Source organism: Lentzea sp. NPDC004782 (assembly GCF_040609115.1).
Lineage (GTDB): Bacteria > Actinomycetota > Actinomycetes > Mycobacteriales > Pseudonocardiaceae > Lentzea.
The window spans coordinates 15,221-41,040 of sequence record NZ_JBEXJN010000037.1; the positions used below are offsets into that span (position 1 = coordinate 15,221).

28 protein-coding genes are annotated in these 25,820 nt (G+C 69.9%); 18 read left to right on the top strand and 10 right to left on the bottom strand.

Going from position 1 to position 25,820, the window contains the following annotated elements; genetic code table 11:
- The first annotated feature begins 59 nt into the window (after positions 1-59).
- From sepH to ABZV40_RS29690, 7 genes are all read left to right on the top strand, one after another.
- Positions 60-986: a septation protein SepH gene (gene sepH / locus ABZV40_RS29660; RefSeq protein WP_355448594.1), complete on the top strand. Its 927-nt coding sequence runs from the start codon at positions 60-62 to the stop codon at positions 984-986.
- A gap of 10 nt (positions 987-996) precedes the next feature.
- A complete protein-coding gene (locus tag ABZV40_RS29665; RefSeq protein WP_355448597.1) occupies positions 997-1,335 on the top strand; it encodes a hypothetical protein in 339 nt (112 codons plus the stop codon).
- Positions 1,336-1,399: 64 nt separating this feature from the next.
- Positions 1,400-1,642 carry a hypothetical protein gene (locus tag ABZV40_RS29670; RefSeq protein WP_355448600.1) on the top strand — a complete coding sequence of 81 codons (243 nt, stop codon included), beginning with the start codon at positions 1,400-1,402 and terminating at the stop codon, positions 1,640-1,642.
- The gene (locus tag ABZV40_RS29675; RefSeq protein ID WP_355448603.1) at positions 1,636-2,010 is read left to right on the top strand and encodes a hypothetical protein; all 375 of its coding nucleotides are present in this window, start codon (positions 1,636-1,638) and stop codon (positions 2,008-2,010) included. The genes ABZV40_RS29670 and ABZV40_RS29675 overlap by 7 nt, the downstream gene beginning before the upstream one ends.
- Positions 2,007-2,357, top strand: coding sequence for a hypothetical protein (locus tag ABZV40_RS29680; RefSeq protein ID WP_355448605.1), 351 nt, complete (start codon positions 2,007-2,009; stop codon positions 2,355-2,357). Before ABZV40_RS29675 ends, ABZV40_RS29680 begins: the two co-directional genes overlap by 4 nt.
- Before the next feature lie 9 nt (positions 2,358-2,366).
- Positions 2,367-2,795, top strand: a complete 429-nt coding sequence (locus tag ABZV40_RS29685) for a hypothetical protein (RefSeq protein WP_355448608.1) — start codon at positions 2,367-2,369, stop codon at positions 2,793-2,795.
- Entirely contained in the window at positions 2,761-3,180 is a 420-nt protein-coding gene (locus tag ABZV40_RS29690; RefSeq protein ID WP_355448611.1) for a hypothetical protein, read from the top strand. The genes ABZV40_RS29685 and ABZV40_RS29690 overlap by 35 nt, the downstream gene beginning before the upstream one ends.
- Here ABZV40_RS29690 and ABZV40_RS29695 read toward each other — a convergent pair.
- Positions 3,170-3,394, bottom strand: coding sequence for a hypothetical protein (locus ABZV40_RS29695; RefSeq protein WP_355448614.1), 225 nt, complete (start codon positions 3,392-3,394; stop codon positions 3,170-3,172). The genes ABZV40_RS29690 and ABZV40_RS29695 overlap by 11 nt on opposite strands.
- A gap of 157 nt (positions 3,395-3,551) precedes the next feature.
- On the opposite strand from ABZV40_RS29695, the gene ABZV40_RS29700 reads away from it, so the two are divergent.
- A complete protein-coding gene (locus ABZV40_RS29700) occupies positions 3,552-5,294 on the top strand; it encodes an ABC transporter ATP-binding protein (RefSeq protein ID WP_355448617.1) in 1,743 nt (580 codons plus the stop codon).
- Positions 5,291-7,141 (top strand): ABC transporter ATP-binding protein, encoded by a 1,851-nt coding sequence (locus tag ABZV40_RS29705; RefSeq protein WP_355448620.1) that lies wholly within the window; start codon positions 5,291-5,293, stop codon positions 7,139-7,141. The genes ABZV40_RS29700 and ABZV40_RS29705 overlap by 4 nt, the downstream gene beginning before the upstream one ends.
- A 47-nt stretch (positions 7,142-7,188) precedes the next feature.
- Here the strand turns inward: ABZV40_RS29705 and ABZV40_RS29710 are convergent, their stop codons facing one another.
- On the bottom strand, positions 7,189-7,617 hold the full coding sequence (locus ABZV40_RS29710) for an SgcJ/EcaC family oxidoreductase (RefSeq protein WP_355448623.1): 429 nt from the start codon (positions 7,615-7,617) through the stop codon (positions 7,189-7,191).
- 91 nt (positions 7,618-7,708) lie between these two features.
- On the opposite strand from ABZV40_RS29710, the gene ABZV40_RS29715 reads away from it, so the two are divergent.
- Both ABZV40_RS29715 and ABZV40_RS29720 read left to right on the top strand, forming a co-directional pair.
- A complete protein-coding gene (locus ABZV40_RS29715) occupies positions 7,709-8,122 on the top strand; it encodes a MarR family transcriptional regulator (protein WP_355448626.1) in 414 nt (137 codons plus the stop codon).
- Positions 8,123-8,173: 51 nt separating this feature from the next.
- Positions 8,174-8,770, top strand: coding sequence for a DUF2537 domain-containing protein (locus ABZV40_RS29720; RefSeq protein WP_355448629.1), 597 nt, complete (start codon positions 8,174-8,176; stop codon positions 8,768-8,770).
- A gap of 105 nt (positions 8,771-8,875) precedes the next feature.
- On the opposite strand, the gene ABZV40_RS29725 is transcribed toward ABZV40_RS29720, so the two are convergent.
- Positions 8,876-9,667 (bottom strand): RNA methyltransferase, encoded by a 792-nt coding sequence (locus tag ABZV40_RS29725; RefSeq protein ID WP_355448632.1) that lies wholly within the window; start codon positions 9,665-9,667, stop codon positions 8,876-8,878.
- Positions 9,668-9,876: 209 nt separating this feature from the next.
- Here ABZV40_RS29725 and ABZV40_RS29730 point away from each other — a divergent pair, with 209 nt between their 5' ends.
- Positions 9,877-11,373, top strand: a complete 1,497-nt coding sequence (locus ABZV40_RS29730) for a glutamate--cysteine ligase (protein WP_355448635.1) — start codon at positions 9,877-9,879, stop codon at positions 11,371-11,373.
- A gap of 20 nt (positions 11,374-11,393) precedes the next feature.
- Here ABZV40_RS29730 and ABZV40_RS29735 read toward each other — a convergent pair whose 3' ends face one another.
- The 4 genes from ABZV40_RS29735 to ABZV40_RS29750 all read right to left on the bottom strand — a co-directional run bounded on the left by ABZV40_RS29735 (position 11,394) and on the right by ABZV40_RS29750 (position 15,618).
- Positions 11,394-12,263 (bottom strand): hypothetical protein, encoded by an 870-nt coding sequence (locus ABZV40_RS29735; RefSeq protein WP_355448637.1) that lies wholly within the window; start codon positions 12,261-12,263, stop codon positions 11,394-11,396.
- Positions 12,260-13,492 carry a penicillin-binding transpeptidase domain-containing protein gene (locus tag ABZV40_RS29740; protein ID WP_355448639.1) on the bottom strand — a complete coding sequence of 411 codons (1,233 nt, stop codon included), beginning with the start codon at positions 13,490-13,492 and terminating at the stop codon, positions 12,260-12,262. The genes ABZV40_RS29735 and ABZV40_RS29740 overlap by 4 nt, the downstream gene beginning before the upstream one ends.
- 66 nt (positions 13,493-13,558) lie before the next feature.
- The gene (locus ABZV40_RS29745; protein ID WP_355448641.1) at positions 13,559-13,969 is read right to left on the bottom strand and encodes a hypothetical protein; all 411 of its coding nucleotides are present in this window, start codon (positions 13,967-13,969) and stop codon (positions 13,559-13,561) included.
- Entirely contained in the window at positions 13,966-15,618 is a 1,653-nt protein-coding gene (locus ABZV40_RS29750) for an ABC-F family ATP-binding cassette domain-containing protein (RefSeq protein WP_355448644.1), read from the bottom strand. Before ABZV40_RS29750 ends, ABZV40_RS29745 begins: the two co-directional genes overlap by 4 nt.
- 91 nt (positions 15,619-15,709) lie before the next feature.
- Between ABZV40_RS29750 and ABZV40_RS29755 the strand changes: the two genes are divergently transcribed.
- Positions 15,710-16,330, top strand: a complete 621-nt coding sequence (locus tag ABZV40_RS29755; protein WP_355448647.1) for a superoxide dismutase — start codon at positions 15,710-15,712, stop codon at positions 16,328-16,330.
- 188 nt (positions 16,331-16,518) lie between these two features.
- Here the strand turns inward: ABZV40_RS29755 and ABZV40_RS29760 are convergent, their stop codons facing one another.
- Positions 16,519-16,782, bottom strand: a complete 264-nt coding sequence (locus tag ABZV40_RS29760) for a DUF2530 domain-containing protein (RefSeq protein ID WP_355448650.1) — start codon at positions 16,780-16,782, stop codon at positions 16,519-16,521.
- A gap of 16 nt (positions 16,783-16,798) precedes the next feature.
- Between ABZV40_RS29760 and ABZV40_RS29765 the strand changes: the two genes are divergently transcribed.
- The 3 genes from ABZV40_RS29765 to ABZV40_RS29775 are packed head-to-tail and all read left to right on the top strand — an operon-like array spanning position 16,799 to position 20,010.
- On the top strand, positions 16,799-18,232 hold the full coding sequence (locus ABZV40_RS29765; protein WP_355448653.1) for an NCS2 family permease: 1,434 nt from the start codon (positions 16,799-16,801) through the stop codon (positions 18,230-18,232).
- A 40-nt stretch (positions 18,233-18,272) separates the two neighbouring features.
- Entirely contained in the window at positions 18,273-18,698 is a 426-nt protein-coding gene (locus ABZV40_RS29770) for a MarR family transcriptional regulator (RefSeq protein WP_355448656.1), read from the top strand.
- A 58-nt stretch (positions 18,699-18,756) separates the two neighbouring features.
- Entirely contained in the window at positions 18,757-20,010 is a 1,254-nt protein-coding gene (locus tag ABZV40_RS29775; protein WP_355448659.1) for an MFS transporter, read from the top strand.
- Here the strand turns inward: ABZV40_RS29775 and ABZV40_RS29780 are convergent.
- Both ABZV40_RS29780 and ABZV40_RS29785 read right to left on the bottom strand, forming a co-directional pair.
- Positions 19,976-22,750 carry a hypothetical protein gene (locus ABZV40_RS29780; protein ID WP_355448661.1) on the bottom strand — a complete coding sequence of 925 codons (2,775 nt, stop codon included), beginning with the start codon at positions 22,748-22,750 and terminating at the stop codon, positions 19,976-19,978. The two genes, ABZV40_RS29775 and ABZV40_RS29780, sit on opposite strands and share 35 nt — an antisense overlap.
- Positions 22,747-23,475: a DUF3027 domain-containing protein gene (locus tag ABZV40_RS29785; RefSeq protein WP_355448664.1), complete on the bottom strand. Its 729-nt coding sequence runs from the start codon at positions 23,473-23,475 to the stop codon at positions 22,747-22,749. The genes ABZV40_RS29780 and ABZV40_RS29785 overlap by 4 nt, the downstream gene beginning before the upstream one ends.
- 58 nt (positions 23,476-23,533) lie before the next feature.
- Here ABZV40_RS29785 and ABZV40_RS29790 point away from each other — a divergent pair, with 58 nt between their 5' ends.
- Both ABZV40_RS29790 and ABZV40_RS29795 read left to right on the top strand, forming a co-directional pair.
- The gene (locus tag ABZV40_RS29790; protein ID WP_355448667.1) at positions 23,534-24,289 is read left to right on the top strand and encodes a glutaminyl-peptide cyclotransferase; all 756 of its coding nucleotides are present in this window, start codon (positions 23,534-23,536) and stop codon (positions 24,287-24,289) included.
- A gap of 4 nt (positions 24,290-24,293) precedes the next feature.
- Positions 24,294-25,808 (top strand): MFS transporter, encoded by a 1,515-nt coding sequence (locus tag ABZV40_RS29795; RefSeq protein WP_355448670.1) that lies wholly within the window; start codon positions 24,294-24,296, stop codon positions 25,806-25,808.
- The last annotated feature ends 12 nt before the right edge of the window (positions 25,809-25,820 follow it).

Consider the following 25,820-nt stretch of genomic DNA (forward strand, 5'->3'; position numbering starts at 1 on the left):
TGGCTGGCTCGTTGTCCTAACGTTGTCTGCTGGCGAGGTGCGAATTCAGGGAGGCCACGATGCGAGCGCTGCGAGTCATCGGGCTCGACGAGGACGGCAAGTCCGTCATCCTCGAGGACCCCGAAAACCGCGGCGAGCGCTTCACGCTCCCCGCCGACGAGCGCCTTCGGGCGGCACTGCGCGGTGATCTGGCCCGCCTCGGCCAGATGCAGATCGAGTCGGGCGAGGCCCAGATGCGGCCGCGCGAGATCCAGGCCCGCATCCGCGCCGGCGAGTCGATCGAGCAGGTCGCGGCCGCCGCGGGCATGCCGACGCACCGCATCGAGCGCTTCGCCTACCCGGTCCTGCTGGAGCGTTCGCGCACGGCCGAGCTGGCCCAGCGCGCGCACCCGGTCCGCGAGGACGGCCCGGACGTGCAGACGCTCGGCGAGGTCGTCGCGCACTCGTTCGGGCTGCGCGGGCACGACCTCTCCGACACCTCGTGGGACTCGTGGCGCGGTGACGACGGCCGTTGGATCGTGCAGCTGCACTGGAAGACGGGCCGTTCGGACAACCGGGCGCACTGGGCGTTCCACCCCGGTGCGCAGGGCGGCACGGTGACGGCGCTGGACGACGCCGCGGTCGACCTGATGGACCCGAACCCGAACCGGACTCTGCGCACGGTGCGGCCGGTGACGCAGCTGGCGCGGCAGGCCCTGGAGGCGACTCCGGTGCTGCCCGCACCCGTTGCCGAGGAGCCCGTTCCCGTGCCGGCCCAGGCACCGCCTCCGGCCCCCGCTCCCGTGGTGGCCGAGAAGCCGGTTCAGGAGAAGCTGCCCGAACCGGAGCCCGCTCCGGCCCCTGCGCCACCGCCGGTGACGAAGGAGCAGGAGCCCGCCGCGGAGAAGCCGGTGCGCAAGGACCCTCCGCCCAAGCGGGGGAAGAAGAACCACCCCATCGTCCCTTCGTGGGAGGACGTTTTACTGGGCGTGCGGTCGAACCGCTGATTGACGCCCAGTGGGACGCCGTGTCGCGCTGGCTGCCGGAGTGGGTGCACTCCTCGGGCTGGCCTGGTGGGGAGTGTTCGAGCTCATCGCCTCGGGTGCGGTCTGCTCGTTCGAGAACTGGGGCTGTCTCGGCGCCGCCGTGAAGACCATGCCGGTCTTCACGGCGGTCGCCGCGTTTCTGGGGTGGTTCGCCCTGCGTTCGGCGGGTGTGTCGCGGGCAGGCTGGGTGGCCGTGCCCGCGACGTTGATGTCCGTCGTCGCGATGATCTTCTTCGCGCTCGGTCTGCCTTGTCTCGCCTTCCCCGTCTTCGCGGCTTTGTACGCGTTGATCGCCGTGCTCACGCGGTGAAGGTGATGTGGAGAGTTCGTGCAGATCGGCTTCTTCCGCGCGGTGATCAGGTAGTTCTTGGCGCATGTTGTCGCGCACTGTGGTGGGGGCGTGCGCCGGAGCCCTCGCCGCCACCGGATGGGCACTGACCCTCGACGCACTCCCGCGGTACTACTACCTCAAGCCAGGCCGCATCGGATGCGGCCGGTCGTCGGTGCTGCTCTACCCGCTGACCTTCTCGTTCTGGATGCTCGCCGCCGTGCTGGTCACCGCGTGCGCCGCCTACGCGGTGGCCGCAATGGCCGTGGGCCGGCCACGAGCGTGCTGAAGCATGCTCTGCTCGGACTGGTGGCGGGCGTGATCGCCGGGGTCGGGCTGCGACTGACGTGGCGACCGCTGCTACCGGCCGAGTGCGCGACCGCAGACAGTTCGGAGTGCGCGCTGACGATCATCTGGACGCTGCCGATGTTCCTGGTCGTCTGGACGACCGCGGCGGGGCTCGTCCTGCACTGGATGCTGCGAAGGCGGCCGGAGGTGGTGGACGTGGTCAAGGTCAGCGGCGCGCTGTGGGCACTGCTGGCCCTGGCGGCCTGGAACACCGGGGTGCTCGCGCAGGTGGAGGTCGTTCTCCCGGTCGTAACCTTCCCTGTCGCCACCCTCTTGCCGGGCCCCCTCCGCGAGACGAGGCAGACGTGACCTACGAGGCGTTTCCGAAGTGCAAGGTGAAGGGCGAACCGTGCTTCAGCATGGGGTTCGACTTCGACCTGACCACGCCGCTGCACGCCATCGGCTGGGCACTGGTCGCGAGCCTGCTCGTGTACGTGGTGTTCAAGCTGCTCAGGCGAACCGACGCCTGGCCGGCGATGGGACTCGGCTGCCTGTTCTGGGTGCTGTTGTGGATCGTGACCTTCGCGGCCGCGGCGCACACCGGCACCTTCGCCCCGATCTGGGTACCGATCCTCGCCTACGGCATGGCCGCCGCGCTGGTGGGAACCCGTTCAGGCACTTCTACTCATGGCAAGGCCACCGACGAAGAGCCATGATCTCCTCCCATGAGGGCGGCGACGGCGGCATTGGTGGGCGCGTTGTGCGGGGCCGGGTGGTTCTGGTCGTTGGAGCCGTCCAGCGAGCTCGTGTGCCACTTCGACGGGTCGGACAGCGGTCTGGTGTGCATCTTTCCGCTGTTCCTGCTGGTCATGCCGGTGCTGGTGATCGTGTGGGCGGTCGTGGGGTGGGGGCTGCTGCGGCTCGTGCGGTACTCCCCAGCCTGGCCGACCGCCGGCGGCGGGACGACGGGTGCGGCGCTGCTGCTGCTCATCAGCATGTTCATCCTGAAGTTCGTGCGGCTCCAGCTGCCCGAGGACAGCGGGACCTTCGTGGTCGCGCTGGCGGCCGCGGGCGGGTACGCCCTGGCCGCCGAGGTGACCGCTCGTTACGGTGGGCGGCGTGACCGAGCAGAGCACCGCGGGCAGGACGGGTAGGACAGGACGCCGGCTGCTGTTCCGGGTCATCTTGTCGATGGCCGTCGGGGCTGGGCTGGTGCTCGGGTGGACGTGGGCGTACGAGTCGGGCTTCCTGAAGTCGTGGCTCGACAGCACGTCGATGTCGACGTTCCTGCTGCTCGTGCTGATCGGGCTGCCGCTCGCGCTGGTGTCGTCGCTGGTGGTGGCCGGGCCGGTGCTGTGGGTCCTCGGGGTGCGGCCGGTGTGGCCGATCATCCTGCTCGGGCCGGTCGTGCTGGGGCTCGGGCTCTACTTCAAGGTGCACGAGCCCGTCCTCGGGTGGTTCTCGAACCGGCACCACGCCGAGGCGTTGCTCGCCGCCGTCTCCTACGGACTGGTCGGCCTCGTCACGTTCAGGAGGTGACCGGCACCTCGTCCAGCAGGTGCAGGTCCCAGCCCTCGCGTTCGCACCAGTCCTCGGCCTCCTCGCGGGAGACGTACATCGCGTGCCGGGGACGTGGACCGGCCAGGTGGTCCCAGCCGTCGGGGGCCAGCACGTAGTTCGCACCGTCACGCGAGGCGATGAGCCGTCCGTGTGGAAACGCCATCGTCTGCTCGGTTCGCAGAAACCGCGTCATGGTGGTCATCGTGCCCTTGACCTCGACCTAAGTCGAGACAGCAGGCTCCGGTGGGGAGAAAAACCGGATGCTGACCACCGGTTGTTCTTCGTACTTTGGAGACGACCTGGAGGGGGCTCATCGCGTGAGCGATCAACGCAACTCGACAATCCGCACCTTGCGAAGGCTGTGGCCGTACGTGCGGCCGCACCGCGCACGGATGGCTGTCGTGCTCTCGGCGACGCTGCTCGCGATGTTGTGCGGACTCGGCATCCCGCTGGTGACCCAGCGCATCGTCGACGGCCCGATTCAGCAGAAGCAGACCGCGGCGCTGCCGTGGCTCGTCCTCGGCGTCCTGGTGCTCGGCATCGGCGAGGCCACGCTCTTCTACCTCCGCCGCAAGGTGGTCGCGCGACCGGCGGCCGAGGTCGAGGCCCGCATGCGGTTCGACCTCTACCAGCGCCTCCAGCGGCTGCCCGTGGCGTTCCACGACCGGTGGCAGTCCGGTCAGCTGCTGTCGCGCGGCACCAACGACCTCACGACCGTGCGGCGGTTCGTCGCGTTCGGCATGGTCTTCCTGGTGGTGAACAGCCTGGTCGTGCTGATCGGGCTGGGCATCATCGCGACGCTCTCGCCGTGGCTGCTCATCGTGTCGTTGTGCGGTGCGATGCCGTTGATCGTCATCTCGTACCTCTTCGAGGCGAAGTTCAAGGTCGTGGCGCGCAAGGCCCAGGACCAGGAGGGCGACCTCACCACGATCGTCGAGGAGTCGGTGCTCGGCATCCGGGTGCTCAAGGCGTTCGGGCGCGGGCCGGAGCTCACGAACCGGTTCCTGGCGCAGGCACGTGAGCTGCGGGCGACCGAGCTCAACAAGGTCTCGATCCTGGCCGCGCTGTGGTCGGTGCTGATCGTGCTGCCCGAGCTCTCGATCGCGGGCATGCTCGGCGTCGGCGCGATCGGCATCATCAACGGCTCGATCACGGTCGGCACGCTGGTCGCGGCCGTCGCGGTGAGCGCGTACCTGCGCTGGCCGATCGACTCCATCGGCTGGCTGCTGGCGGAGACGAACCAGACCGCCGCCGCGCTGGAACGCTACTGGGAGGTCATCGACTCCCCCGTGACGATCACCAGCCCCGCCTCGCCCGCGCCGCTGCCCACGCCGCTGCGCGGGCACGTTCGTTTCGAGGGTGTGCGGTTCGCGTTCGAGGACGGCCGCGAGGTGCTGTCCGGCATCGACCTCGACCTGCGACCCGGCGAGACCGTGGCGCTGGTCGGCGCGACCGGCTCCGGCAAGACGACGCTCACCGCGCTGGTGCCGCGACTGGCCGACGTGACGGCCGGCCGGATCACCATCGACGGCGTCGACGTGCGGGACCTCTCGCTGGAGGACCTGCGGACGGTGGTCGGCACGGCGTTCGAGGAACCCGTGCTGTTCTCCGCGTCGGTCACCGAGAACGTCGGTCTGGGCGTGCCGGACGTCACCGAGGAGGCGGTGCGCGAGGCGTTGCGGGTCGCCAAGGCCGAGGAGTTCGTGGACGCGCTGCCGTGGGGTCTCGCGACCCGCATCGGCGAGCAGGGCCTGTCGCTGTCCGGTGGTCAGCGGCAACGCCTGGCGCTGGCCCGCGCGGTCGTCGGCAAGCCGGCGGTGCTGGTGCTGGACGACCCGCTGTCCGCGCTGGACGTGCACACCGAGGCCGAGGTGGAAGCCGCCCTGCGCAGGGTGCTGCGCGGCGTGACGGCGCTGGTGGTGGCGCACCGGTCGTCCACGGTGCAGCTCGCCGACCGCGTCGCGATGCTGGTCGACGGCAAGATCGCCGCGATCGGTTCGCACCGGATGTTGTTGGAGACCAACGAGGAGTACCGGCGTCTGCTGTCCAGTTCGGACGCCGACGAGATCGTCGAAGAGGAGGTGGCGTCGTGAGCGACCAGACTGTGGTGCAACACCAGGTCCAGCCGGAGGAGGAGTGGCGCGGCGTCGCCGCCGAGGAGATCAACGAGATCTCGTACTCGACCGGACTGCGCCTGCAGGCCAGGTCCCGCAAGCTCCTGGGTTCGTTGCTGCGGCCACACATCGGCCGTGCGTCGCTCGCGATCGGGGCGGTGTTCGGCGGCAACCTCGCGAACCTCGCGCTGCCGCTGCTGATCGCCGCCGCGATCGACAAGGGCATCCCGGCGGCGATGCGCGGTGACGCGTCGGTGCTGGCGTGGTGCGTGGCCGGCTACGCGGGCTGCGCGGGCGTGACGACGTTCCTGCGCTGGGCGTTCCTGCGGATCTCCGGCCGCGTGGGCCAGGACCTGCTGCTGGACCTGCGCGGGCGGATCTTCCGGCACGCGCAGCGCCTGTCCGTCGGCTTCCACGAGTCCTACACGTCCGGCAAGGTCATCTCGCGCCTGACCAGCGACGTCGACGCGCTGCAGAACCTCATCGAGGAGGGGCTGGACAGCCTGTTCAACGCGGCGCTGTCGGTGGCGGGCATCGCGATCATCCTGCTGTGGCTGGACCCGCCGCTGGCGACCGTCGTGGTGGCGGGCTTCGTGCCGTTGTTCTTCATCTGGCGCTGGTTCCGCCGCCGCTCGGTGGAGGCCTACCGGGGCACCCGCGGCGCCATCGCCAAGATCATCGTCCAGTTCGTGGAGTCCATGAACGGCATCCGCGCGGTGCAGGCGTTCCGCCGCCAGCCCCGCAACGAGACGATCATGAATGCCTTCAACGGCCAGTTCCGCGACGCGAACGTGGACGCGCTGGGCGTCATGGCCACGTTCGTCGCCACGATCCGCATGATCGGCAACGTGTCACTGGCCGTCGTGCTGGCGTGGGGCGCCTACCGGGTCGCGGACGGCACGCTCGCGCTGGGCGTGCTGACCGCGTTCACCGTGTACCTGCGCCGGTTCTACGACCCGTTCGACGAGCTGGCGATGTTCGCGAACTCCTACTCCTCCGCCACGGCCGCCCTGGAGAAGATCTCCGGCGTCCTGGAGGAGGAACCGTCGGTCCCGGAACCGTCCTCGCCGGTGGCGCTGCCGCACGCGCGTGGTGCGATCCGCTTCGCCGACGTGGAGTTCCAGTACCCGAACACGTCACGCCAGGTGCTGCCGCGCTTCACGCTCGACGTGCCGGCGGGCCAGACCGTGGCTCTGGTCGGCGCGACCGGTGCCGGCAAGACCACGCTGGCCAAGCTGGTGTCCCGGTTCTACGACCCGTCGGCGGGCTCGGTGCTGCTGGACGGGGTGGACCTGCGGTCGGTCGCGGACACCGACCTGCGCCGGGCCGTGGTGATGGTGACCCAGGAGAACTTCCTGTTCTCCGGCTCGGTGGCCGACAACATCGCCCTGGGCCGTCCGTCGGCCACGCGCGCCGAGATCGAGTCCGCGGCCGCCGAGGTGGGTGCGCACGAGTTCATCGCGGCACTCCCGGACGGCTACGACACGGACGTCCGCAAGCGGGGCGGTAGGTTGTCGGCGGGCCAGCGCCAGATGGTGGCGTTCGCGCGGGCCTTCCTCGCCGACCCCGCCGTGCTGGTGCTGGACGAGGCCACGTCGTCGCTGGACGTGCCCACCGAACGCGCAGTGCAGGCCGCCCTGGAGACGGTGCTGGCCGACCGCACGGCGTTCATCATCGCCCACCGCCTGTCCACGGTCCTGATCGCGGACCGCGTACTGGTCCTGGATGGTGGCATTGTGGTGGAAGACGGCTCCCCCGAGGAGCTGATCGGTGAGCGCGGGCGGTTCGCCGCCCTGCACACGGCCTGGCGCGACTCGCTCGCCTAGGCCTGTGGTCGCGTTCGCGCCAATGGGGATCTGGCGCGAACGCGACCTCACGCCGCCGGCCGGATGCCCGGCTGGAACCTGAACGAGATCCGCTCGAGCAGCGTGTGGCGCTTCGTGTTCTGGAACGCCGCGATCTTCCACGCCCCGTTCTGCCGCACCAGCGTGAACGTCTGCACCTTCGCGCCCTTGCCGGGCTTCTTCCCCACGTCGCCGCGCGTCGTCAGCACCGCCGTGTCCTCGCCGTAGAACCGCACGTCGACGTCTCCCTCGATGGTCATCTTCGTGTCCTTGAGGAAGGTGTCGAACAGGACCTGGTGTGAACGCCCGATGTCACTGCCCGTGCGGTAGATGGTGCCGAACCAGGCCACGTAGGTGGCGTCGTCGGTGAAGCACTCGCCGTACGCGGCGCCGTCGCCCCGGTTCCACGCCTCGACGAGCTGTGCGAACAACGCGCGGACGCCTGCTTCGTCACTCATGGTTCCCCCTTGCTAAATTCTCTTCGTCGGAGAAGTCTCTTCCTTCAGGAAGTCTCTTCGTTGGGGAAGAGATTAGGAGAGGGGTGGGTGGATGTCAACAGACGCGAGTGAGGTCTACCGGCGTTACGTCGGCGCGATGGTGCTGCACGGCCTGCACGCCGCGCGGTCGTGCGGCCTGGGCGGCACGGACCTGTACGCGCTGAACCTGCTCGACCTCAACGGCCCGATGACCCCCGGCGAGCTGTCCGCGCAGACAGGACTGACCACCGGCCCGACGACGCGCCTGATCGACCGTCTGGAGGCCGCGGGCTTCGTGCGGCGGACACCGTCTCCCGACGACCGGCGCAAGGTGATCGTCGAGCCGTGCGGGGAGCCGATCCAGCTCGCCGAGGCCCTGGCCCCCGCCAGGGAGAAGCTCGGCGCTCTCTTCGCCGGGTACAGCGAGGAGGAGCGGCGGACGCTGTTCGACTACTTCGCACGGGCAACGGAGGCACTACGGCCCTGACGATGTCCGATAGGTTCTCCGACGAGGCTCCGGAAGACCGTAGGAGGGTTCGTGGAGTTGCGAGTCCGGGACGGCCGGGCCGTCCTCGCCGGCAACGACGAGTCCGGTGAGCGCGAGGTCGACCCGCACAGCCTGCCCCTCGGCGCCGAACTGGCCGAGGCGCTGCACGAGTGGGCCAAGGTCGCCGACGCGGTCGTGCGCACGGAGACGCCCGCCGACGGGGTCGCCGGCGCACTGGTGGCACGACGCGGCAAGCAGCTCGCGGGCAGGATCGCGGCGGTCATGAACGCCACGGTCAGCTACACCGACCCGGTGAGCGGTGAGCTGGTCAGCGTCGAGGCACCGGACGAGCCCGCGAAAGCCCCCGTCCAGACCGCCGAGCCGGCCGAGGAGCCGACCCCGTGGGGAACGGGGCTGACGGTCAGCTTCATCACCGCGGCCATCGTCACGGTGACCGTGGTGTCGCTGTCCCTCGGCCTCGGCGAGACCAGCCGCTGGCTCGCGCTCGTGGCGAACGTGCTGGTGGTCGGCGGTCTCGCCCCCAGCGTGTGGCTGGGACGCCGGGTGCCGGTGTGGCGGTGGGTCGCCTACGGCGTGGTCACCGGCGTGCTGGTCGCCTGGCTCGTCCTGATCCTCACGCTCCTCTAGAACTCCACCGCGCCGGCGCTGCCGAGTGCTCGATGAAGGGCGCCTTACTGCACCTCAGGTGGAGGAAGGCGCCCTTCATCGACGTCGGACGCGTGCGGGGCTCGCTCAGAGCAGGGCGTAGAACGCCACCGCGCCGGCGGTGGCGACGTTCAGCGAGTCCACGCCGGACGACATGGGGATCCGCACCGCCACGTCCGCGGCGGCGATGGCCTCCTCGGTGAGCCCCGGCCCCTCGGAGCCCAGCAGCACCGCCACGCGCCGCCCGCGCAGCCCCGCGTCCGCGAGGTGCGGCGCGGAAGCGCGCGGCGTCAGAGCGGCAACTGTGAACCCCTTGTGCCGCAACAGGTTCAGCGCCGCGGGCCACTGATCCGTGGTAGCGAACGGCACGCGCAGCACGTGCCCCATCGACACCCGCACGCTGCGCCGGTACAGCGGATCGCTGCAGCCGGGGCCCAGCACGACGCCGTCCACGCCCAGCGCCGCGGCGTTGCGGAAGATCGAGCCCAAGTTCTCGTGGTCACCCACGCCCTCCAGAACGGCCAGGCGCTGCGAGCGGTCGGCCAGGTCCTCCAGCTCCCGGGCGGGGGCGCGGTCGGCGGCGGCCAGCACACCCCGGTTCAGGTGGAACCCGACGACCGACGCCATCACCTCCGCTGAGGTCACGTAGGCGGGAACGTCCAGGTCAGAGAGGTCGAGCGCCTCGATCCGCCGCCGCACCCCGAGCAGCCCGCGCACCGGGTACGGCGAAGCCAGCAGACGTTCGACCACCACGACACCCTCGGCGATGACGAGGCCGCGTCCTCCCGGCCGGTCGGGCCTGCGATCAGCCGTCGAGAGGTCCCGGAAGTCGTCCAGCCGGGGGTCCGCCGGGTCGTTGATCTCGATCACCTTCGCCACGCCGGAAGTTTCGCATCCGGCCCGGGGTGGAACAGGCGAGGTAGTCCGGAGGGCGGAACCGCACACGCCCGACCAGCGGATGATCGCTGGTTGTTATCTCGACGTGACAGAGAGCACCGATTTGGGCGATGTAAAGGAGGTTTCCGCTGTGTCACGTTTGGCGTTCCGCCTGGCCCGCGCCCACCGGCGCCGAGCGAAGGGGTAGCGGCATGGGAAGCGAAGTGTCCAGCCGCACGTTCACCAGAGACGATCGCCAGCGTTACCGCTCGAAGATGCAGCGCAGCCTGGACGCATTGGCGACGATGCTCGCAGAAGACACATTTTCCTTTCCCCGTCGGCAGATGGGGCTCGAGATCGAGCTGAACCTCGTCGACGACGCCATGCGCCCGGCGATGGCGAACTCGGAGGTGCTCGAGAAGATCGACGATCCCTCCTACACGCTCGAACTGGGACAGCAGAACCTGGAGATCAACGTCCCGCCGCGTGAGCTGGCCGGGGGTGAGATGCTTGGCCTGGAAGAGGAACTGCGCACGTCACTCGACAGCGCGGACGCCAAGGCCAACGACGTCGGCGCCAACCTGGCCATGATCGGCGTGCTGCCCACGTTGCGGGAACGGCACTTCGACCGCAAGTGGCTCTCCGAGAGCCCGCGGTACGCGCTCCTCAACGACACCATCTTCGCCGCGCGCGGCGAGGAGATGGTGCTGCACATGGAAGGCCCGGCGATGCCGGGCAGAGGGCCGGAGAAGCTCCTGACCTACGCGGAGTCGATCCTGCCCGAAGCCGCCTGCACGTCGGTGCAGCTGCACCTGCAGGTCGAGCCGACGCACTTCGCCGCGCACTGGAACGCCGCCCAGTGCCTGGCCGGGGTGCAGGTGGCGATCGCCGCGAACTCGGCCTTCCTGCTGGGCAAGGCGCTCTGGCACGAGACCCGCATCCCGTTGTTCCAGCAGGCCACCGACACCCGCCCGGACGAGCTGAAGAACCAGGGCGTCCGCCCGCGCGTGTGGTTCGGTGAACGGTGGATCACGTCGATCTTCGACCTGTTCGAGGAGAACGTGCGCTACTTCCCCAGCCTGCTGCCCGAAACCGACGACGAGGACCCGTTGGAGACCCTCGAAGCCGGTGGCGCGCCTCGTCTTTCCGAGCTGCGCCTGCACAACGGCACGATCTGGCGCTGGAACCGCCCGGTCTACGACGTGGTCGACGGCGTGCCGCACCTGCGCGTGGAGAACCGCGTCCTGCCCGCGGGCCCCACGGTGCTCGACACGATGGCCAACGCCGCCTTCTTCTACGGCACCCAGCGCGCCCTCGCCGCCCAGGAACGTCCACTGTGGACGCAGATGTCGTTCCAGGCGGCCGAGGAGAACCTCTACACCGGCGCCAGGCACGGCATGAACGCCCAGCTGTACTGGCCGGGCATCGGCTGGATCCCGCCGGACGAGCTCGTGCTGCGCCGCCTCCTGCCGATGGCGCACGAGGGCCTGCGCGACTGCGGCGTCTCCGACGAGGCGCGTGAACGCTACCTCGGCGTGATCGAACAACGCTGCCTCGCGCGCCGCACCGGCTCGTCGTGGCAGCGGGAAACCGTTGCGCTGCTTGAGGAACGCGGCATGTCGAGGGACGCGGCGCTGTCCGGGATGCTCAAGCGGTACATGGAGCTGATGCACGGCGGCGAGCCGGTGCACACGTGGCACGTCGGGTGAGCCTCACGCGGGCAGCTCCTTCAGGAACTCAAGCAGATCAGCCTGGGCAGGCCGGCGTCGACGACGCCGGTCTGCTCCACGTACACCGTGACCGCGAACTCGGGCGTGTAGCCGACCATCCACGGGAAGGCGTCCGGCACGCACGCCGTCCCGTCGCAACCGGGCTTCTCCTTCAGCGAAGCGGTGATCCGGTCCACCCTGTCCGTGGCGTACACGGGTTTGGCGGTGTCGGCGGCCTCGTACAGCAACGAACCGTCCGCCGCGGTCACCGAGGTGACGAAGTGCGGCTCGCGCTGAACACCTCTCGCGGCCAGGGTTGCGTACGCGGCGCTCACGTCGAGCGGCGTCGCTCGTTCCTCGATCGCGTTCGGCGCAACCGCGGCGAACGGCTCGGCGAGGACCGCGGGCAGTTCCTTCCGCACGCCACCTGCCAGATCGTCGACCGAGCTCAGACCGGGGAAGTACACCCGCACCCGACCCGAGCCCGGATCGATCGCCGTCACCGACGCGTCGAGCTCGCGCGGCCGGCCCGTGATCGGCGCCGACGTGTCGATCACCCGGAGCGGGGGGATCAGCCGGCCGACCACCGCGGCGGCGAAGGTCTGCGCCCGCGCGTCGATCGTCGTGCGGACCACGCCGCCGGTCGCCTTGAGCGAGTCGAACGACAGCGCCGCCGGGCCCAGCTCCGCGAACACCCGCTGCACGATCGGCGGCCGCTTCCAGGCATCCGTGCTGCGCCACATCGTGGAGCCGTCCGCGTACTGGAGCACGACATCCTTCGGTGCCAAGGGTTTCGGAACCGGAGCAGCCGGCCGTTGCCACACCACGTATCCGACGACCAGAGCAACCAGAGCGACCAGGACCAGCACGGGGGCCACACGCCGCGTCACGGCGTCAGCTTCTCCTGCATCGCCCGCCACATCTCGTTGGGCAGCCCGGAACCCACGACCGCCCTCCCGTCCTTGTCGACCGCGGGCGCGGCGGCCCGATCGCCGCCCACGAACACGGCCACCGAAGCACGAGGCGTGTAGCCGACCGTCCACGCGTGCGCGACCTGCTCCCGGTCGGACACGCCGGCCCGCCACTCGCCGTTCAGGCACGCGGCGTCCGCTCCGCACGCGCCGCCGTCGCGCAGCGCACCGGTGACCTGGTTCGCGATGTCCTTGCTGCGCGCCGGGTCCTGGTCGAACGCGGGCTTGGCGGGATCCACCGCCCGGTACACCAGGTTGCCGCCGGCGTTGGTGACACGGGTGATGAAGTGCGCCTTGTGCTGCGTGCCTTCCGCGGCGAACGTGGCGTAGGCCGCCGCGAGGTCGAGCGGTCGCATGCGCGCCTCGCTCGCTCCGAGCGACACACCCGCGTTCGGGAGGCCGTCGCCGTCGCCGACGAGGAGCTTGGTCTTCGTGCCGTCGAGGTCCACCGACTCCGGCACACCGGCCTGGTGCGCGGCGGTGACGACCGGCCTGATCCCGGTGTCGTTGGCCACCAGGTCGTACATCACGACGTTGCCCGACTTCCGCAGCGCCTCGCGCACTGTGCAGCGCTCGCCGCAGCCTGCTTCGTCGCTGATCGACACCTGGCCGAAGACGCGCGGCGAACGGCCGTCGTAGGTGCTGTCGAGCGTCTTGCCGCTCTGCAGTGCGGCGACGACGTTGAACGGGAAGAACGCCTGTCCCGGCTCCTTCAGTACGCCGCCCGCGTAGTCGGCGGCGGGATCGGTGCCCGGCGCGTAGGCCGTCACGGCGCCGGTGTTCGGGTCCACGGCGGTGATCGAGTACCGCAACGACGCGGGCTGACCGGCCGACGCCGTGCGGATCACCTCCAGCGCACCGGACTGGGCCTTCGGGTCGATCGTCGTCACGACGGTCGCGCCGCCGACCTCGCGGAGCTGGCCGACCGTCATGCTCGCGCTCGTGGCGAGCTCCTTGGTGACCTGCTTGACCAGCGGCGTCTCCGGTTCGCCCGAGCGCCAGAGCGGTGAGCCGTCCGCGTACTGCAGCACCACGTCACCGGGAGGGGGCAATGGCGCGGCCACCGTGTCCGACCGTTGCCACACCACCACCGCGAGAACCGCGGCAACCAGAACCAGCGCGCCCAGAACGGGCAGCAAACGCTTCATCAAAATCCCCCATGAAGAAACTACCGGGGATCAATGTAGCGATGGCGCCCAGGCGGCCGGTCGGGCTCAGCGGCGGCGGCCCGCCTTCAACGGCGCGACGTCCGCACCGTCGTGGGAGATCCGGCACTCGTCGGGCGTGACGGCCTCGACCGCCAGCGTCAGCTCACCCTTCACACCCGTGTAGATCGACTCGCCGCGCGAGGCCAGCGACGCGTGCACGCGGTTGGAGTCGGTGAAGTCGCGCTCGTCCTTCACGCGCTTCTTGCCGGTCTCCTCCGGCCGCGTCGCGCTGCGGAGGTTGACCTCCAGCCAGGCCGCCACCTCGGCGGGCGAGGTGAGCACTTCTTCGGGGGTGCGCTCAAGCCGGACCTGCCGAGGGGAAGCGTGGTCGAGCGATGTGTGCTCCACATAGGCGTGCCAGTGGGTGTTGCGCATCGACCAGGTCTGTTCGACCGGCCAGTCCTCCTCGGTGCTCATGGCCCATATCTTCCACCCTTGACGGGAGTGGACGTGAGGAGGTCGCGCACGTTGAGCTCACGATCCACCCGCACGGCCGATGCGAGCCGCCGATCGTGGGTGACCAGCAACAACGTTCCGCCGTACGACTCCAGCGCCTGCTCCAGCTGTTCGATCGCCGGCAGATCCAAGTGGTTCGTGGGTTCGTCGAGCACCAAACAGGTCGTGCCGCGGGCTTGCAGCAGCGCCAAGCCCGCGCGGGTGCGTTCCCCCGGCGACAGCTCCCGTGCCGGCCGCAGCACGCTGTCCGCGCCCAGCCGGAACTTCGCGAGCAACGTGCGCACCTCCACGTCCGGCAGGCCCGTCGCATCGGCGACGATCCGCAGCGCCGAGGCGTCGGAGGCGAACTCCGCCCGCAGCTGGTCGACCTCGCCGACCACCACGCCCGGTCCGATCGAGCGGTCACCGGACACCAGCGGGACGCGGCCGAGCAGCGCACCGAGCAACGTCGACTTGCCGCTGCCGTTCGGACCGGTGATCCGCCACCGCTCGCCCGCGCCGATGGTGAGGTCGACCGGTCCGAGCGTCACGTCGCCGCGGCTGACCACCGCCTGCCGCAACGTGAGCGCCACCGAGCTGCCCCGCCCCGCCGACGGCAGGGTGAGCCGCAGCTGCCACGCCTCGCGCGGTTCCTCCACCTCCTCCAGCCGTGCCAGCTGACGGTCCACAACGGACGCTTTCGCCGTCAGGTTCTCCGCGGCGCGCACCCGGCCCGCGCGGAGGTTCTTGTCCGGCTCGTCGTTGCGCGCCTTGGCGCTCGTCGCCCGGCGCACGCCCTTGCGCGACCACTCCTTGACCTGCCGGCTGCGCTGCACCAGAGAGTCGCGCTTCTCCGCGTACGCCTCGTACTCCTCCTGGGCGCGGCGGTCCGCGTTCGCCTTCTCCTCGACGTAGGCGTCCCAGCCTCCGCCGAACACCGCCAGCCGGTGCGTGAACTCGTCGAGCTCCGCGATCGCGGTCGTGGTGCGCGCCAGGAACTCCCGGTCGTGGCTCACCAGCACGATCGCGCCCGGATACCCCCGCACGTGGGACTCCAGCAGGTCGAGCCCGGCCGCGTCGAGGTCGTTCGTCGGCTCGTCGAGCAGCAGCACGTCGGCACGGGTCAGCAGCACCGCGGCCAGCCGGAGCCGTGCCTGCTGGCCGCCGGACAGCTCGTCCGGCGCGCGGCCGTCGAGCAGGTCCGCCGGGAGCCCGAGGCGTTCGCAGACCGCGTCCGCGCGTTCGCCGAAGTCATCGGCACCGATGGCGGTCCAGTGGTCGAGTGCCTCCGGGTAGTCCTCACCGCGGCCTTCACCGAGCGCTTCCGCCGCTCGTTGCAACCACTCCTCGGCCTGCGCGACGCCGGTGCGGCGCGCGAGATGGTCCCGGAGCGACTCACCGGCGACGTGGAGGGTCTCCTGCGTCAGGTGCGCGACCGTCCCGGTGCTTGAGACGGAGCCGGTCTCCGGTCGCAGCTCACCGGCGAGCAGCCGGAGCAACGTCGACTTGCCGGCGCCGTTGGGAGCGCTCAGACCGACGCGGTCACCAGGTGAAACATCGAGATCGACCTCCGAGATCACGGTCCTCGGACCGAACGACAGCGAAATGTTCCTGGCTGTCAGCACGGACACGCTTTCGACGGTACGTCCGGCCGCAACTGGTTTACTCGACCTTGTTGCTAGTAAGTTGCAACTACCAATCAAGTGCAATTGGGGAGATGTCATGGCCCAGTACGTGCTGCCGGATCTCGACTACGACTACGGCGACCTGGAGCCCGCGATCATCGGCGAGATCAACGAGCTGCACCACGGCAAGCACCACGCGGCGTACGTGAAGGGCGCCAACGACACGTTGGAGCAGATCGAGGAAGCCCGCGACAAGGAGAACTTCGGCGGCATCGTCGGCCTGGAGACCACGCTCGCGTTCCACCTGGCCGGCCACGCGCTGCACCAGGTGTGGTGGAAGAACCTCAGCCCGAACGGCGGCGACAAGCCGGTCGGCGAGCTCGCGGCGGCCATCGACGAGCACTTCGGGTCGTTCGACAAGTTCCGCGCCCAGCTCAACGCGGCCGCGTCGTCGATCCAGGGCTCGGGCTGGGGCATCCTCGCGTGGGAGCCGGTCGGCCAGAAGCTGATCACGCAGCAGCTCAAGGACCACCACTCGAACCTGTCGATCGCGACCACGCCGCTGCTCGCGTTCGACATCTGGGAGCACGCGTACTACCTGCAGTACCGCAACCTGAAGGCCGACTACATCTCGGCGCTGTGGAACGTCGTCAACTGGGAGGACGTGTCCGCGCGCTTCGAGGCCGCCCGGGCGGGCCGGCACGGCCTGCGACTCTGACTTCGGCGGTGGGTGCTCCGACAAAGCTTCCCGCGCGCTGAACACGACGAGGCCCCCGCTCTGCCCAGAGCGGGGGCCTCGTCCGTTCCCGAACTGACTGCCGCTCCCACCACGAAGCGACGAGACTTAGGTTAGCCTAACTTCGCCTTGTTGGGAAGTCACCCGATCAGTCCACTCGCGACGGCCGGCTAGACGTCTTCGAGACCCTGCTGCGCAGTTCGTGATCCTCGCCTCGCGGCCCGGCGTTGCCAGTAGAACACTCCGTACCCGATGATCCCGAGCAGACCGCCGGACAAGGTCGTCCAGAGCAGGGTGCTGTTGGCGCGGTCCACCACGAGCACGACCAGAAACCCGAGGAACCACAGCGCGGTACCACCCACCACGACCGGCACGGGATCGGCCAGCCGGTGCGGCAACGACGGCGGATGTGGGGCGGAGTCGCGTTCGGACACATCGTTAGGAGACCAGATGCTGGACGGGTTCTTCAAGATTTCCGAGCGCGGGTCGACCGTGGCGCGGGAACTGCGCGGCGGCGTCGTCACGTTCTTCACGATGGCCTACATCGTGGTGCTCAACCCGCTGATCATCGGCAGCTTCGCGCCGACGGGACCGGGCGCGCACCCGGACGTGCTCGGCAACATCCTCCCGGTCGGCCAGGTCGCGGCGGTGACGGCGCTGGTGGCCGGGGTGATGACCATCCTCTTCGGACTGATCGCCAACTACCCGTTCGCGCTGGCCACCGGGCTCGGCATCAACTCGTTCGTGGCGGTCTCGGTCGCGGCCAAGGTGTCCTGGCCGGAGGCGATGGGCCTCATCCTGGTCAGTGGCCTGATCATCCTCCTGCTGGTCCTCACGGGCGTGCGGACCGCGGTGTTCAGGGCGGTCCCGAACGAGCTCAAGGCCGCGATCGCGGTCGGCATCGGCCTGTTCATCACCTTCATCGGCCTGGTCGACGCCGGGTTCGTCCGCCGGTTGCCGGACGCCGCGAACACCACGGTGCCGGTCGGGCTGGGCATCAACGGGTCGATCGCGAGCTGGCCGACGCTGGTGTTCGTGGTCGGACTCGTGGTCACCGGTGTGCTGTTCGCGCGCAAGGTCAAGGGCGCGATCCTCATCGGCATCATCAGCACGGCGATCTTCGCGATCATCCTCGAAGCCATCGTCAAGGCCGGTCCGTCCGCGGGCGTCAACGCCAAGGGCTGGAACCTCGGCTACCCCGCGCTGCCCGACCAGGTCTTCGGCGTGCCGGACCTGTCGCTGCTGGGTCAGGTGTCGTTCGGCGCCTGGACCCGGCTCCCGGCGCTGGCCGCGGCCCTCATGGTCTTCACGCTGGTGCTCACCGACTTCTTCGACGCGGTCGGCACGATGACCGGCCTCGGCAAGGAAGGCGACCTCCTCGACAAGGACGGCCAGCTGCCCAACGTCGGCAAGGCGCTGCTCGTCGAGGGCCTCGGTGCCGTGGCCGGTGGTGCCGCGTCCAGCTCGTCGAACACCGTCTACATCGAGTCGGCGTCCGGCATCGCGGAGGGCGCGCGGACGGGCCTCGCGAACGTCGTGACCGGCGTGCTGTTCCTGCTGGCGATGTTCTTCACGCCGCTCTACAAGGTCGTGCCGATCGAGGCGGCCGCCCCCGCGTTGGTGATCGTCGGCGCGCTGATGATGATGCAGGTCCGCCAGATCGACTTCAGCGACTTCACCATCGCCCTGCCCGCGTTCCTGACGATCGTGGTCATGCCGTTCACCTACTCGATCGCGAACGGCATCGGCGCGGGCTTCATCAGCTACGTGCTGCTGAGGGTCCTGACCGGCCGGGCGCGCGGCACCCACCCGTTGATGTGGGCCGTGGCGGCGGCGTTCGTCGTCTACTTCGCGATGGCCCCGATCCAGAGCCTGCTCGGCTGACCTTTCGGCAGGAAACTATTTCGTGAGGTATGCTAACTACGTGGCGACCGAACAGCACGGACTGGCGAGCAAGCTCAGGCTTGCCGTGGTCCGCCTCAACCGTCGCCTGCGGGCGCAGCGCACCAACTCGTCGGTGTCGCTGACGCAGGTGTCCGCGCTCTCGACGCTGCACAAGTGCGGACCGCTGACGCCAGGCGAGCTGGCGGCCAAGGAAGGCGTGCAGCCGCCGTCGATGACGCGCGTGATCGCCGCCCTGGAGGAGTTCGGCTTCGCCACGCGGAGCCCGCACCCCACCGACGGCCGTCAAGCCATCGTCGAGCTGACCGGCGAAGGCTTGTCGTACCTGGAAGACGAGATCACCGCGCGCGAGGCGTGGCTGGACAAGCGGCTGGCGGAGCTGGAGCCCGAGGAACGGGCCCTGCTCTCCCAGGCCGCCGAGATCATCGACAGGATGGCGGGGCAGTAACGACGTGGCCGGTTACGCGGGTGGTGGAGCAGACACTTCGCCACCTCGTCGTACCGGAATGTTCGGATCCTTAGCCATCTACAACTATCGCCTCTACGCCAGCGGCCAGATCATCTCGCTGGTGGGCGTGTGGATGCAGCGCGTGGCTCAGGACTGGCTGGTCCTGGAGCTCACCAACGGCTCCTCCCTCGCCCTCGGCGTCGCGGCCTCCCTGCAGTTCCTCCCCGTGCTGCTGCTCTCCATGTGGGGCGGCGTGCTGGCCGACCGCAGCGACAAGCGCAAACTCCTGCTGTGGCTCGAATCCGCGCTGGGCATCTGCGCCCTGGCGCTGGGCCTGCTGGACGTCACCGGCGTCGTGCAGCTCTGGCACGTCTTCGTGCTCTGCTTCCTGCTCGGCTGCTTCTCCGCCGTGGAAACCCCGGTCCGCCAGTCCTTCGTGGTCGAGATGGTCGGCCGCGAGTCGTTGACCAACGCCGTGGCGATCAACTCCATGATGTTCAACCTGGCGCGCATCGTCGGCCCGGCCATCGCAGGCGTGACCGTCGTGGCCATCGGCACCGGCTGGGTCTTCCTGGCCAACGCCATCAGCTTCGTGGGCGTGGTGCTGGGCATCTGGCTGATGCGCACCTCGCAACTGCAGCGCTCCGAACCCGTGCCGCGCGAAAAGGGCCAGCTGCTCTCCGGCCTGAAGTACGTGCGGCACCGCCCCGACCTGCTGACCGTGATGCTGCTGGTCTTCTTCATCGCCACCTTCGGCATGAACTTCTACATGACCCTCGCGATCCTGGCCCGCAACGTCTTCGGCGGCGACGCCGACGCCTACGGCCTTCTCTCCACCCTCATCGCGGTGGGCACCTTCGCGGGCGCGGCCTGGGCGGCCCGCCGCAAAACCCCGCGCCTGTCCGTCTTCATCGGCGCCGGTGTGGTCTTCGGTCTGCTGGAGATCGTCTCCGGGATGATGCCGACGATGCTCCTGAGCGGTCTCATGATGATCCCGGTGGGCATCGCGATGATGACGTTCAACACCACCGCCAACGCCACCATCCAACTGGCCGTGGAACCCGAGATGCGCGGCCGCGTGATGGGCATCTACATGCTCGTGTTCCTGGGCGGCAACCCCGTCGGCGGCCCGCTGATGGGGTGGCTGGGCGAGATCAACGGCCGCGCGCCGATCATCGTCGGCGGCATCGTGTCCGTGCTGGTGACCGCGACCGCGTGGATCATCCTGGTGCGGCGCGGCGACATCGCGAAGCCGCGCCTGCGCAGGCAGACCGAGCTCAGCCCAGCAGAGTTGCAGCCGTCGGATCGGTGATCAGCGCGGCGAACGCGTGCCGGTCCTCCCACCGCTGCGTCACCCAGGCCAGCGCACGCGCGAGGCCCTCAGGCGTGTCCGCGGCGTGCGGCACCCCGTCGGCCATCCACCACTCGACCCGCTGCCCGTCGACCACGAGCTCGTCGTGCACCACGACCACCCCGTCCGGCAGCGCGACCTCCAGCAGCTCGCAAGCCATCCGGACCGCCCCGAGGTCATGCCACCGCACGACCTCGCCAACGTGATCGGGCGACCCGTCGAACTCCTCGGAGGCGAGCGCCAGGTCCAACAGGTCGGCGAGCTCCTCGGACCCGTCAGCGAGCAACACCCGCGAAGCCGGTACCACCCCGAGCAACCAGGGATGGTCGAGCACTACGACGTCATCGGCGACGACGACCTCGCCGGACAGCACCCGAACCCGTTCAGGCGGAGCGAAGTCGCCCTCCGGCAAAGCCGCGTACGCCCGCAGCACCACGGCATCCGCGATGGCCCGGTCCGCATCCCCCAACCGCTCCAGCACGAACTCGGCATCGTCGTCGTCCCAGATCTCCAGCGTCGACCGAACCCCGGCGGCCCGCAACACGTGTTCCGGCAGCTCCAGCTCCGGGACGACGTCGAACAGCCCGTCCAGCAACGAAGCGTCGGCCAGCCGGTACTCCCGCGGCGCCTTCCCGGCCAGGGTCGCGTGCCGGGCGATCCACCAGCCGGTGTACCCGTCCGGCTCGGTGACCGCCCGCCACGTGACCGGATCAGCGGCCAGCAACCGCAACGCGGCCGGCCAGTCGGCGACGAGATCCAGGTCCCGGACCGCCACCACGCGCGCAGGCTCGTCCGGCACGGACGACCACCACGCGGACTCGTCCGGCAGGTCGTGATCAGGCCCGGACGGCTCGTCGTCGATCACCAGCGAGAACCCGTCGACCACCCCGACCGCCACGAGCGCGGCACGCGGGTACGCCTCGGCGATCTCCTTGGACAGCAACGGAAAAGCGTCTGCCTCGACCACACCCACGAGCGGCGAGTCGGGCAGCAGGAGCTCATCGGCCCGGTGCCACTCACCAGCTGCGTCGGGCAGCGCCAACGCCCCCAGCCAGGGCTCCTCACCGGCACGCACCGCGGCCCGGTCGACCAACCGCAGCACGGTCTCGATCAGATCGTCGGTCTCGAGCCCGGCCTCGGCGTCCTCCACCGACCGCGCCACGCTCTCGCGCAACGAAGGATCGGCGAGCAGCTCCGCAGCGCCCGCCTCGACCGCGCCGAGCCGGACCAGCAACGGGTGCACCGCGTCCGGGTGCACCACCCGCAGCCCCGGCAACGGCTCGTCGGCGATCAACGTCGTCCGCGGCCCGGTCACCGTGCGACCGTCGGCCAACGGGACCGGCAACGACTGCAGGGCCTCCCGCACGTCCGGATCGACCTCGGCCAACGGCTCGAAAGCCGCGTAGACGTCCCGCCACCAGCCGGGATCACCGGAAACACCGGCGAGCGCGGCCACCACCTCGGCCGTCGACACGCGCGGAACTTCCAGCGCCGCCAACGCCTTCGCGTGCACCGGCGCGGACAGCTCGGCGTCCAGCAGTCCGGGCAGCGCGTCCTCGACCAGCTCGACGAGCTCCTCGGAACCCACGTCCAGCACCCGAGCCCGGGAAGGCGCGATCCACTCGCCGGAAGCCAGCGGCAGCCAAGCGGCAGCACGCAGCGAACGGATCACCGCCGACCGCAATCGATCGTCCACTTCGGACAGCGGGAAGCCCGGCAGCGGCACCAGCGCGGTCCGCTCGACCGCAGGCAGCCGTTCCACGAGCGCGGGGTACAGAGCGGCGGCGGCGTCCAGCACCGACCACGAGGCCGCACCGGGCAGGATCCGCCGGCGTGACGGCTCGACCGGCAGGGTGGCGATCAACCGCGCGGGCAGCGACAGGCGCTCGTCGGTCGGCGTGGGCGCGTGCAGCACGTCCTCGCCGAGCGGGGAGTCCAGCGGGTACGCCCAGGTGACCGTCCACTCGGGACGGTGCTCGACGCCCTGGACGAGCTCGGCCGGCAGCTCACCGGTCGCCTGCTCGACCAGCCAGCGGGTCGAGCCGATGGTGACCACGCCGTCGGCGGTGACGAAGCGTTCCCACGACTGGGAACCGACCTCGATGCGACGCAGGCCGGGCAGCGCCAGCAGCAGGTCCGGCACCTCGGCGGCCAGGTCGTCCAGCGAGAGGTCGACCTTCAGCGGCAGCCGCACCTCGGTCGTGAAGCCCTCGGGAACGGACTCGGCGCAGGGCCAGACCAGCCGGAGCACCGGCACGTCACCGCCGCGCTCGGACGCCAGCTCCGGCACCTCGGCCCGCGTCCGCTCGGCGGAGAACTCCACGCCACCGGACACGGACACCACCCGCGGTGCGTCCGTAACCGCCAGCACGGCCGCGAACCCGACACCGAACTGCCCGACGCCGGACTCCTTGGCCGACGCACGAAGAGAAGCCAGAGCAGCGACGCCCGCGGCGGTCAGCGGCGCACCCGTGTTCGCGGCACGCAGCTCACCGCCCACGAGAGTGATCCGCAACACACCCGGCTCGGCACCTGCCGCGTCAGCCGCGTTCTGGGCGAGCTCGATCAGCAACCGGTCCCGGTAGCCACCGAGACGCAGGTCTTCCTCGGCGTTCGCGTCTTCGCGGAAGCGGGTGGGCGAACCACGCCACGCGGCGAGAACCGAGGTGCGCAGGGCCTCGGTTCCGAACGGGTCGGTCACTCCGTGACGTCCAGCTGCGCGTCGTCGTACACGAGGTCGGCGACCGGCACGATCGAGCCCATCTCCACCTCGGCCTGGGAGTGCGCGCCGCAGCCGTACTCGACGTGCACGACGTGGCCGTCGGCGGGCGAGATCTCGTTCGCGCAGACGCCGAACGCGGCACCGAACGCGCCGGCCACGCGGGTGTAGAAGCCGCACGTGCCGCAGTGCGCGGGAGCGCTGCGGGCCATGTCGGAGCGGGGGCCGAAGTCGGAGGACACCCAGCGTTCCGCGGCGTCGAGGCGGCCCTCGCGGGACAGCACGCGCTGACGGCCGAGGCCGATCTCCAGCGCGACCTCCTCGATCGCCGGGTCGTCGGACTGCACGTAGGCCTCGACCAGGCGCGGGTCGTTCTCGCGGGGCGGCAGCAGGTCGCCGACACCGAGGTCGCCGGCGCGGACCCGTTCGCTCCACGGCACCCACTCGGGCGCGACCAGGGCGTCCTGACCGGGCAGCAGCACGACCTCGCTGACCGACACCGGCGTGCCCTCGCCCGCGTAGGCGACGGTCACGGCCCAGTTCCAGCCGCGGTAGCCCGCGTGCTCGGCCTCGAACAGGTGCGTCACCGAGTACTCGTCCTCGCGCTGCACCCCGACGTGAGCGCCGACGCGTTCCAACCCGGCTTCCTCCTGCGCGGCGGCGCGGGCGAGGTCAACGGCGTCGGCGAGCAGTTGCGTGGCGTTCACGTGGTGAATTGTGCCGCAGGTCTTCGCCGGGACGAAAACTCGTGCCACCCTCCGTGGGGTGCGCTCACCCGTCTGGCTGGTCCTCGCGGTCGTTCTGGCCGCCTGCTCGACGCAGCAACAAGCAAAACCGCAGGTAGAAGTTCTGCAGAAGATTCCGCACGACACCTCGGCGTTCACCCAGGGGTTGGAACTGGTCGACGGCGTCCTCTACGAGGGCACCGGCCTGGAGGGCCAGTCGACCATGCGCACGCTCGACCCCTCGACCGGCGAGGTGCGGCAGAAAGTCGATCTTCCTGAGAACTTCTTCGGCGAAGGCATCACGGTCGTCGGCGACACCATCTGGCAGATCACGTGGCGCAACGGCGTCGCGATCGAACGCGACCGCAGGACGCTGAACGAGGTCCGCCGCGTCCAGTACCAGGGCGAGGGCTGGGGCATCTGCGACGACGGCAAGCGGCTGATCATGAGCGACGGCAGCGCGAAGCTGACGTTCCGCGACCCGAAGTCGTTCTCCGCGACGGGAAGTGTGCAGGTCACCCGTGGCGGCAAGCCGCTGACCCAGCTCAACGAGCTGGAGTGCGTCGGCGGCAAGGTGTGGGCGAACGTGTGGAAGACCGACGAGATCGTCCGCATCGACCCGGCCGGCGGTCAGGTGACCAACACCTACGACCTGTCCTCGCTCAAGCCTTCCGACCCGAACGCGGACGTGCTCAACGGCATCGCGCACGTCCCCGGTACCGCCGAGTTCCTGGTCACAGGCAAGAACTGGCCGACCATCTTCCGAGTGAGGTTCAACGGAATGGGGCAGGATTGAGGGTGTGACGGGCAACCGCGGGTGGAGTGACCAGCCGACTCCGAAGCGCTACCCGTGGCAGGACGACGAGTACCAGCCGCGGCCGCGCCGCGGACCGGCGTCCGAGCACGGTTTCCAGCCCCCGCCGAAACGCCCTCAGCAGACCCGCCCGCTGCCCGGCCAGGACCAGCAGACCACCCCGACGCCCAAGCCGCCGAAGAAGCTCACGGTCACGCGCGTCGCCTGGTTCCGCAGCAAGCAGCTCTCCCAGCAGGCCGTCGCCGCGTTCCGGCGCGCGGCCCACGCCGACGGCGCCAAGAAGTCCGGCATGTCGTCGGTCACCTACGCGGTGATGATGAACTACGCCGCCGATGCCGCGATGGCCGTGGCGCTCGCGAACACGCTCTTCTTCAGTGCCGCGTCCGCGGAGTCCAAGACCAAGGTCGCGCTGTACCTGCTGATCACGGTCGCGCCGTTCGCGCTGGTCGCGCCGGTGATCGGGCCGTTGCTGGACCGGATCCAGCGCGGCCGGAGGCTGGCCCTGGCCGCGTCCTGCGTGCTGCGGATCGTGCTGTCGATCGTGATGGCGCTGAACTTCGACAACTGGCTGCTGTACCCGGCGGCGCTGGGCAGCATGGTCCTGTCGAAGTCCTTCACCGTCCTCAAGTCCGCGATCACGCCACGCGTGTTGCCGCCGGACATCACGCTGTCCAAGACCAACGCGCGCATGACCGTTTTCGGTCTCGCCGCAGGTGCGGTGTTCGGGGCGTTCGCGGCCGGGTTCGCGAAGATCTTCGGCTCGCCGGGCGCGCTGTGGTTCACCGCGGTGCTGTGCCTGGCGAACGCGTGGCTGTGCATGAAGATCCCGGCGTGGGTCGAGGTCACCGAGGGCGAGGTACCGGCGACACTGCGCTCGAGGCCCGCCCGGCAACGCATGTCCCGGCACATCGTGGTCGCGTTGTGGGGCAACGGTTCCATCCGCATGCTGACCGGGTTCCTGACGTTGTTCGCCGCCTTCGTGGTCCGCGCGCAGACCGAGGGCGAACCGGTGCAGCAGCTGCTCCTGCTCGGGGTGATCGCGAGCGCGGCCGGTGCGGGCAGCTTCCTGGGCAACGCGATCGGCGCGCGCCAGCACTTCGGCAAACCCGACGAGGTGGTCCTCGCCTGCGTCGGCACGTCGCTGGTGGCCACGATCGTCGCCGCCGCGTTGCCCGGTCTCGTCACCGCCGCGGTCGTCGCCCTGCTGGGCGCCACCGCGTCGTCGCTGGCCAAGATCAGCCTGGACGCGGTGATCCAGGACGACCTGCCGGAGGAGTCGCGCGCGTCGGCGTTCGGGCGCTCGGAGACGATCCTGCAGCTCGCGTGGGTCTTCGGTGGCGCGCTGGGCGTGCTGCTGCCCGCGACGTTCTGGATCGGCTTCCTGGTGCTGGCCGTGCTGCTCGCGCTGGGCCTCGCCCAGACGTGGACCTACCGCAACGGCACCTCGCTGCAACGGCTGTTGCACAGGCTCGTCCGCAGGCCTGCCCACGCCACCCCGTAGGCTGCCTGACGT

Bases quoted from the DNA above. Each gene is read 5' to 3' on its own strand.
- ABZV40_RS29765 (WP_355448653.1), top strand. From the start codon at position 16,799: ATGCTGGACGGGTTCTTCAAGATTTCCGAGCGCGGGTCGACCGTGGCG.
- ABZV40_RS29775 (WP_355448659.1), top strand. From the start codon at position 18,757: ATGTTCGGATCCTTAGCCATCTACAACTATCGCCTCTACGCCAGCGGC.
- ABZV40_RS29730 (WP_355448635.1), top strand. From the start codon at position 9,877: ATGGGAAGCGAAGTGTCCAGCCGCACGTTCACCAGAGACGATCGCCAG.
- sepH (WP_355448594.1), top strand. From the start codon at position 60: ATGCGAGCGCTGCGAGTCATCGGGCTCGACGAGGACGGCAAGTCCGTC.
- ABZV40_RS29695 (WP_355448614.1), bottom strand. From the start codon at position 3,394: ATGACGCGGTTTCTGCGAACCGAGCAGACGATGGCGTTTCCACACGGA.
- ABZV40_RS29745 (WP_355448641.1), bottom strand. From the start codon at position 13,969: ATGAGCACCGAGGAGGACTGGCCGGTCGAACAGACCTGGTCGATGCGC.
- ABZV40_RS29710 (WP_355448623.1), bottom strand. From the start codon at position 7,617: ATGAGTGACGAAGCAGGCGTCCGCGCGTTGTTCGCACAGCTCGTCGAG.
- ABZV40_RS29755 (WP_355448647.1), top strand. From the start codon at position 15,710: ATGGCCCAGTACGTGCTGCCGGATCTCGACTACGACTACGGCGACCTG.
- ABZV40_RS29685 (WP_355448608.1), top strand. From the start codon at position 2,367: ATGAGGGCGGCGACGGCGGCATTGGTGGGCGCGTTGTGCGGGGCCGGG.
- ABZV40_RS29740 (WP_355448639.1), bottom strand. From the start codon at position 13,492: ATGAAGCGTTTGCTGCCCGTTCTGGGCGCGCTGGTTCTGGTTGCCGCG.
- ABZV40_RS29715 (WP_355448626.1), top strand. From the start codon at position 7,709: ATGTCAACAGACGCGAGTGAGGTCTACCGGCGTTACGTCGGCGCGATG.
- ABZV40_RS29670 (WP_355448600.1), top strand. From the start codon at position 1,400: ATGTTGTCGCGCACTGTGGTGGGGGCGTGCGCCGGAGCCCTCGCCGCC.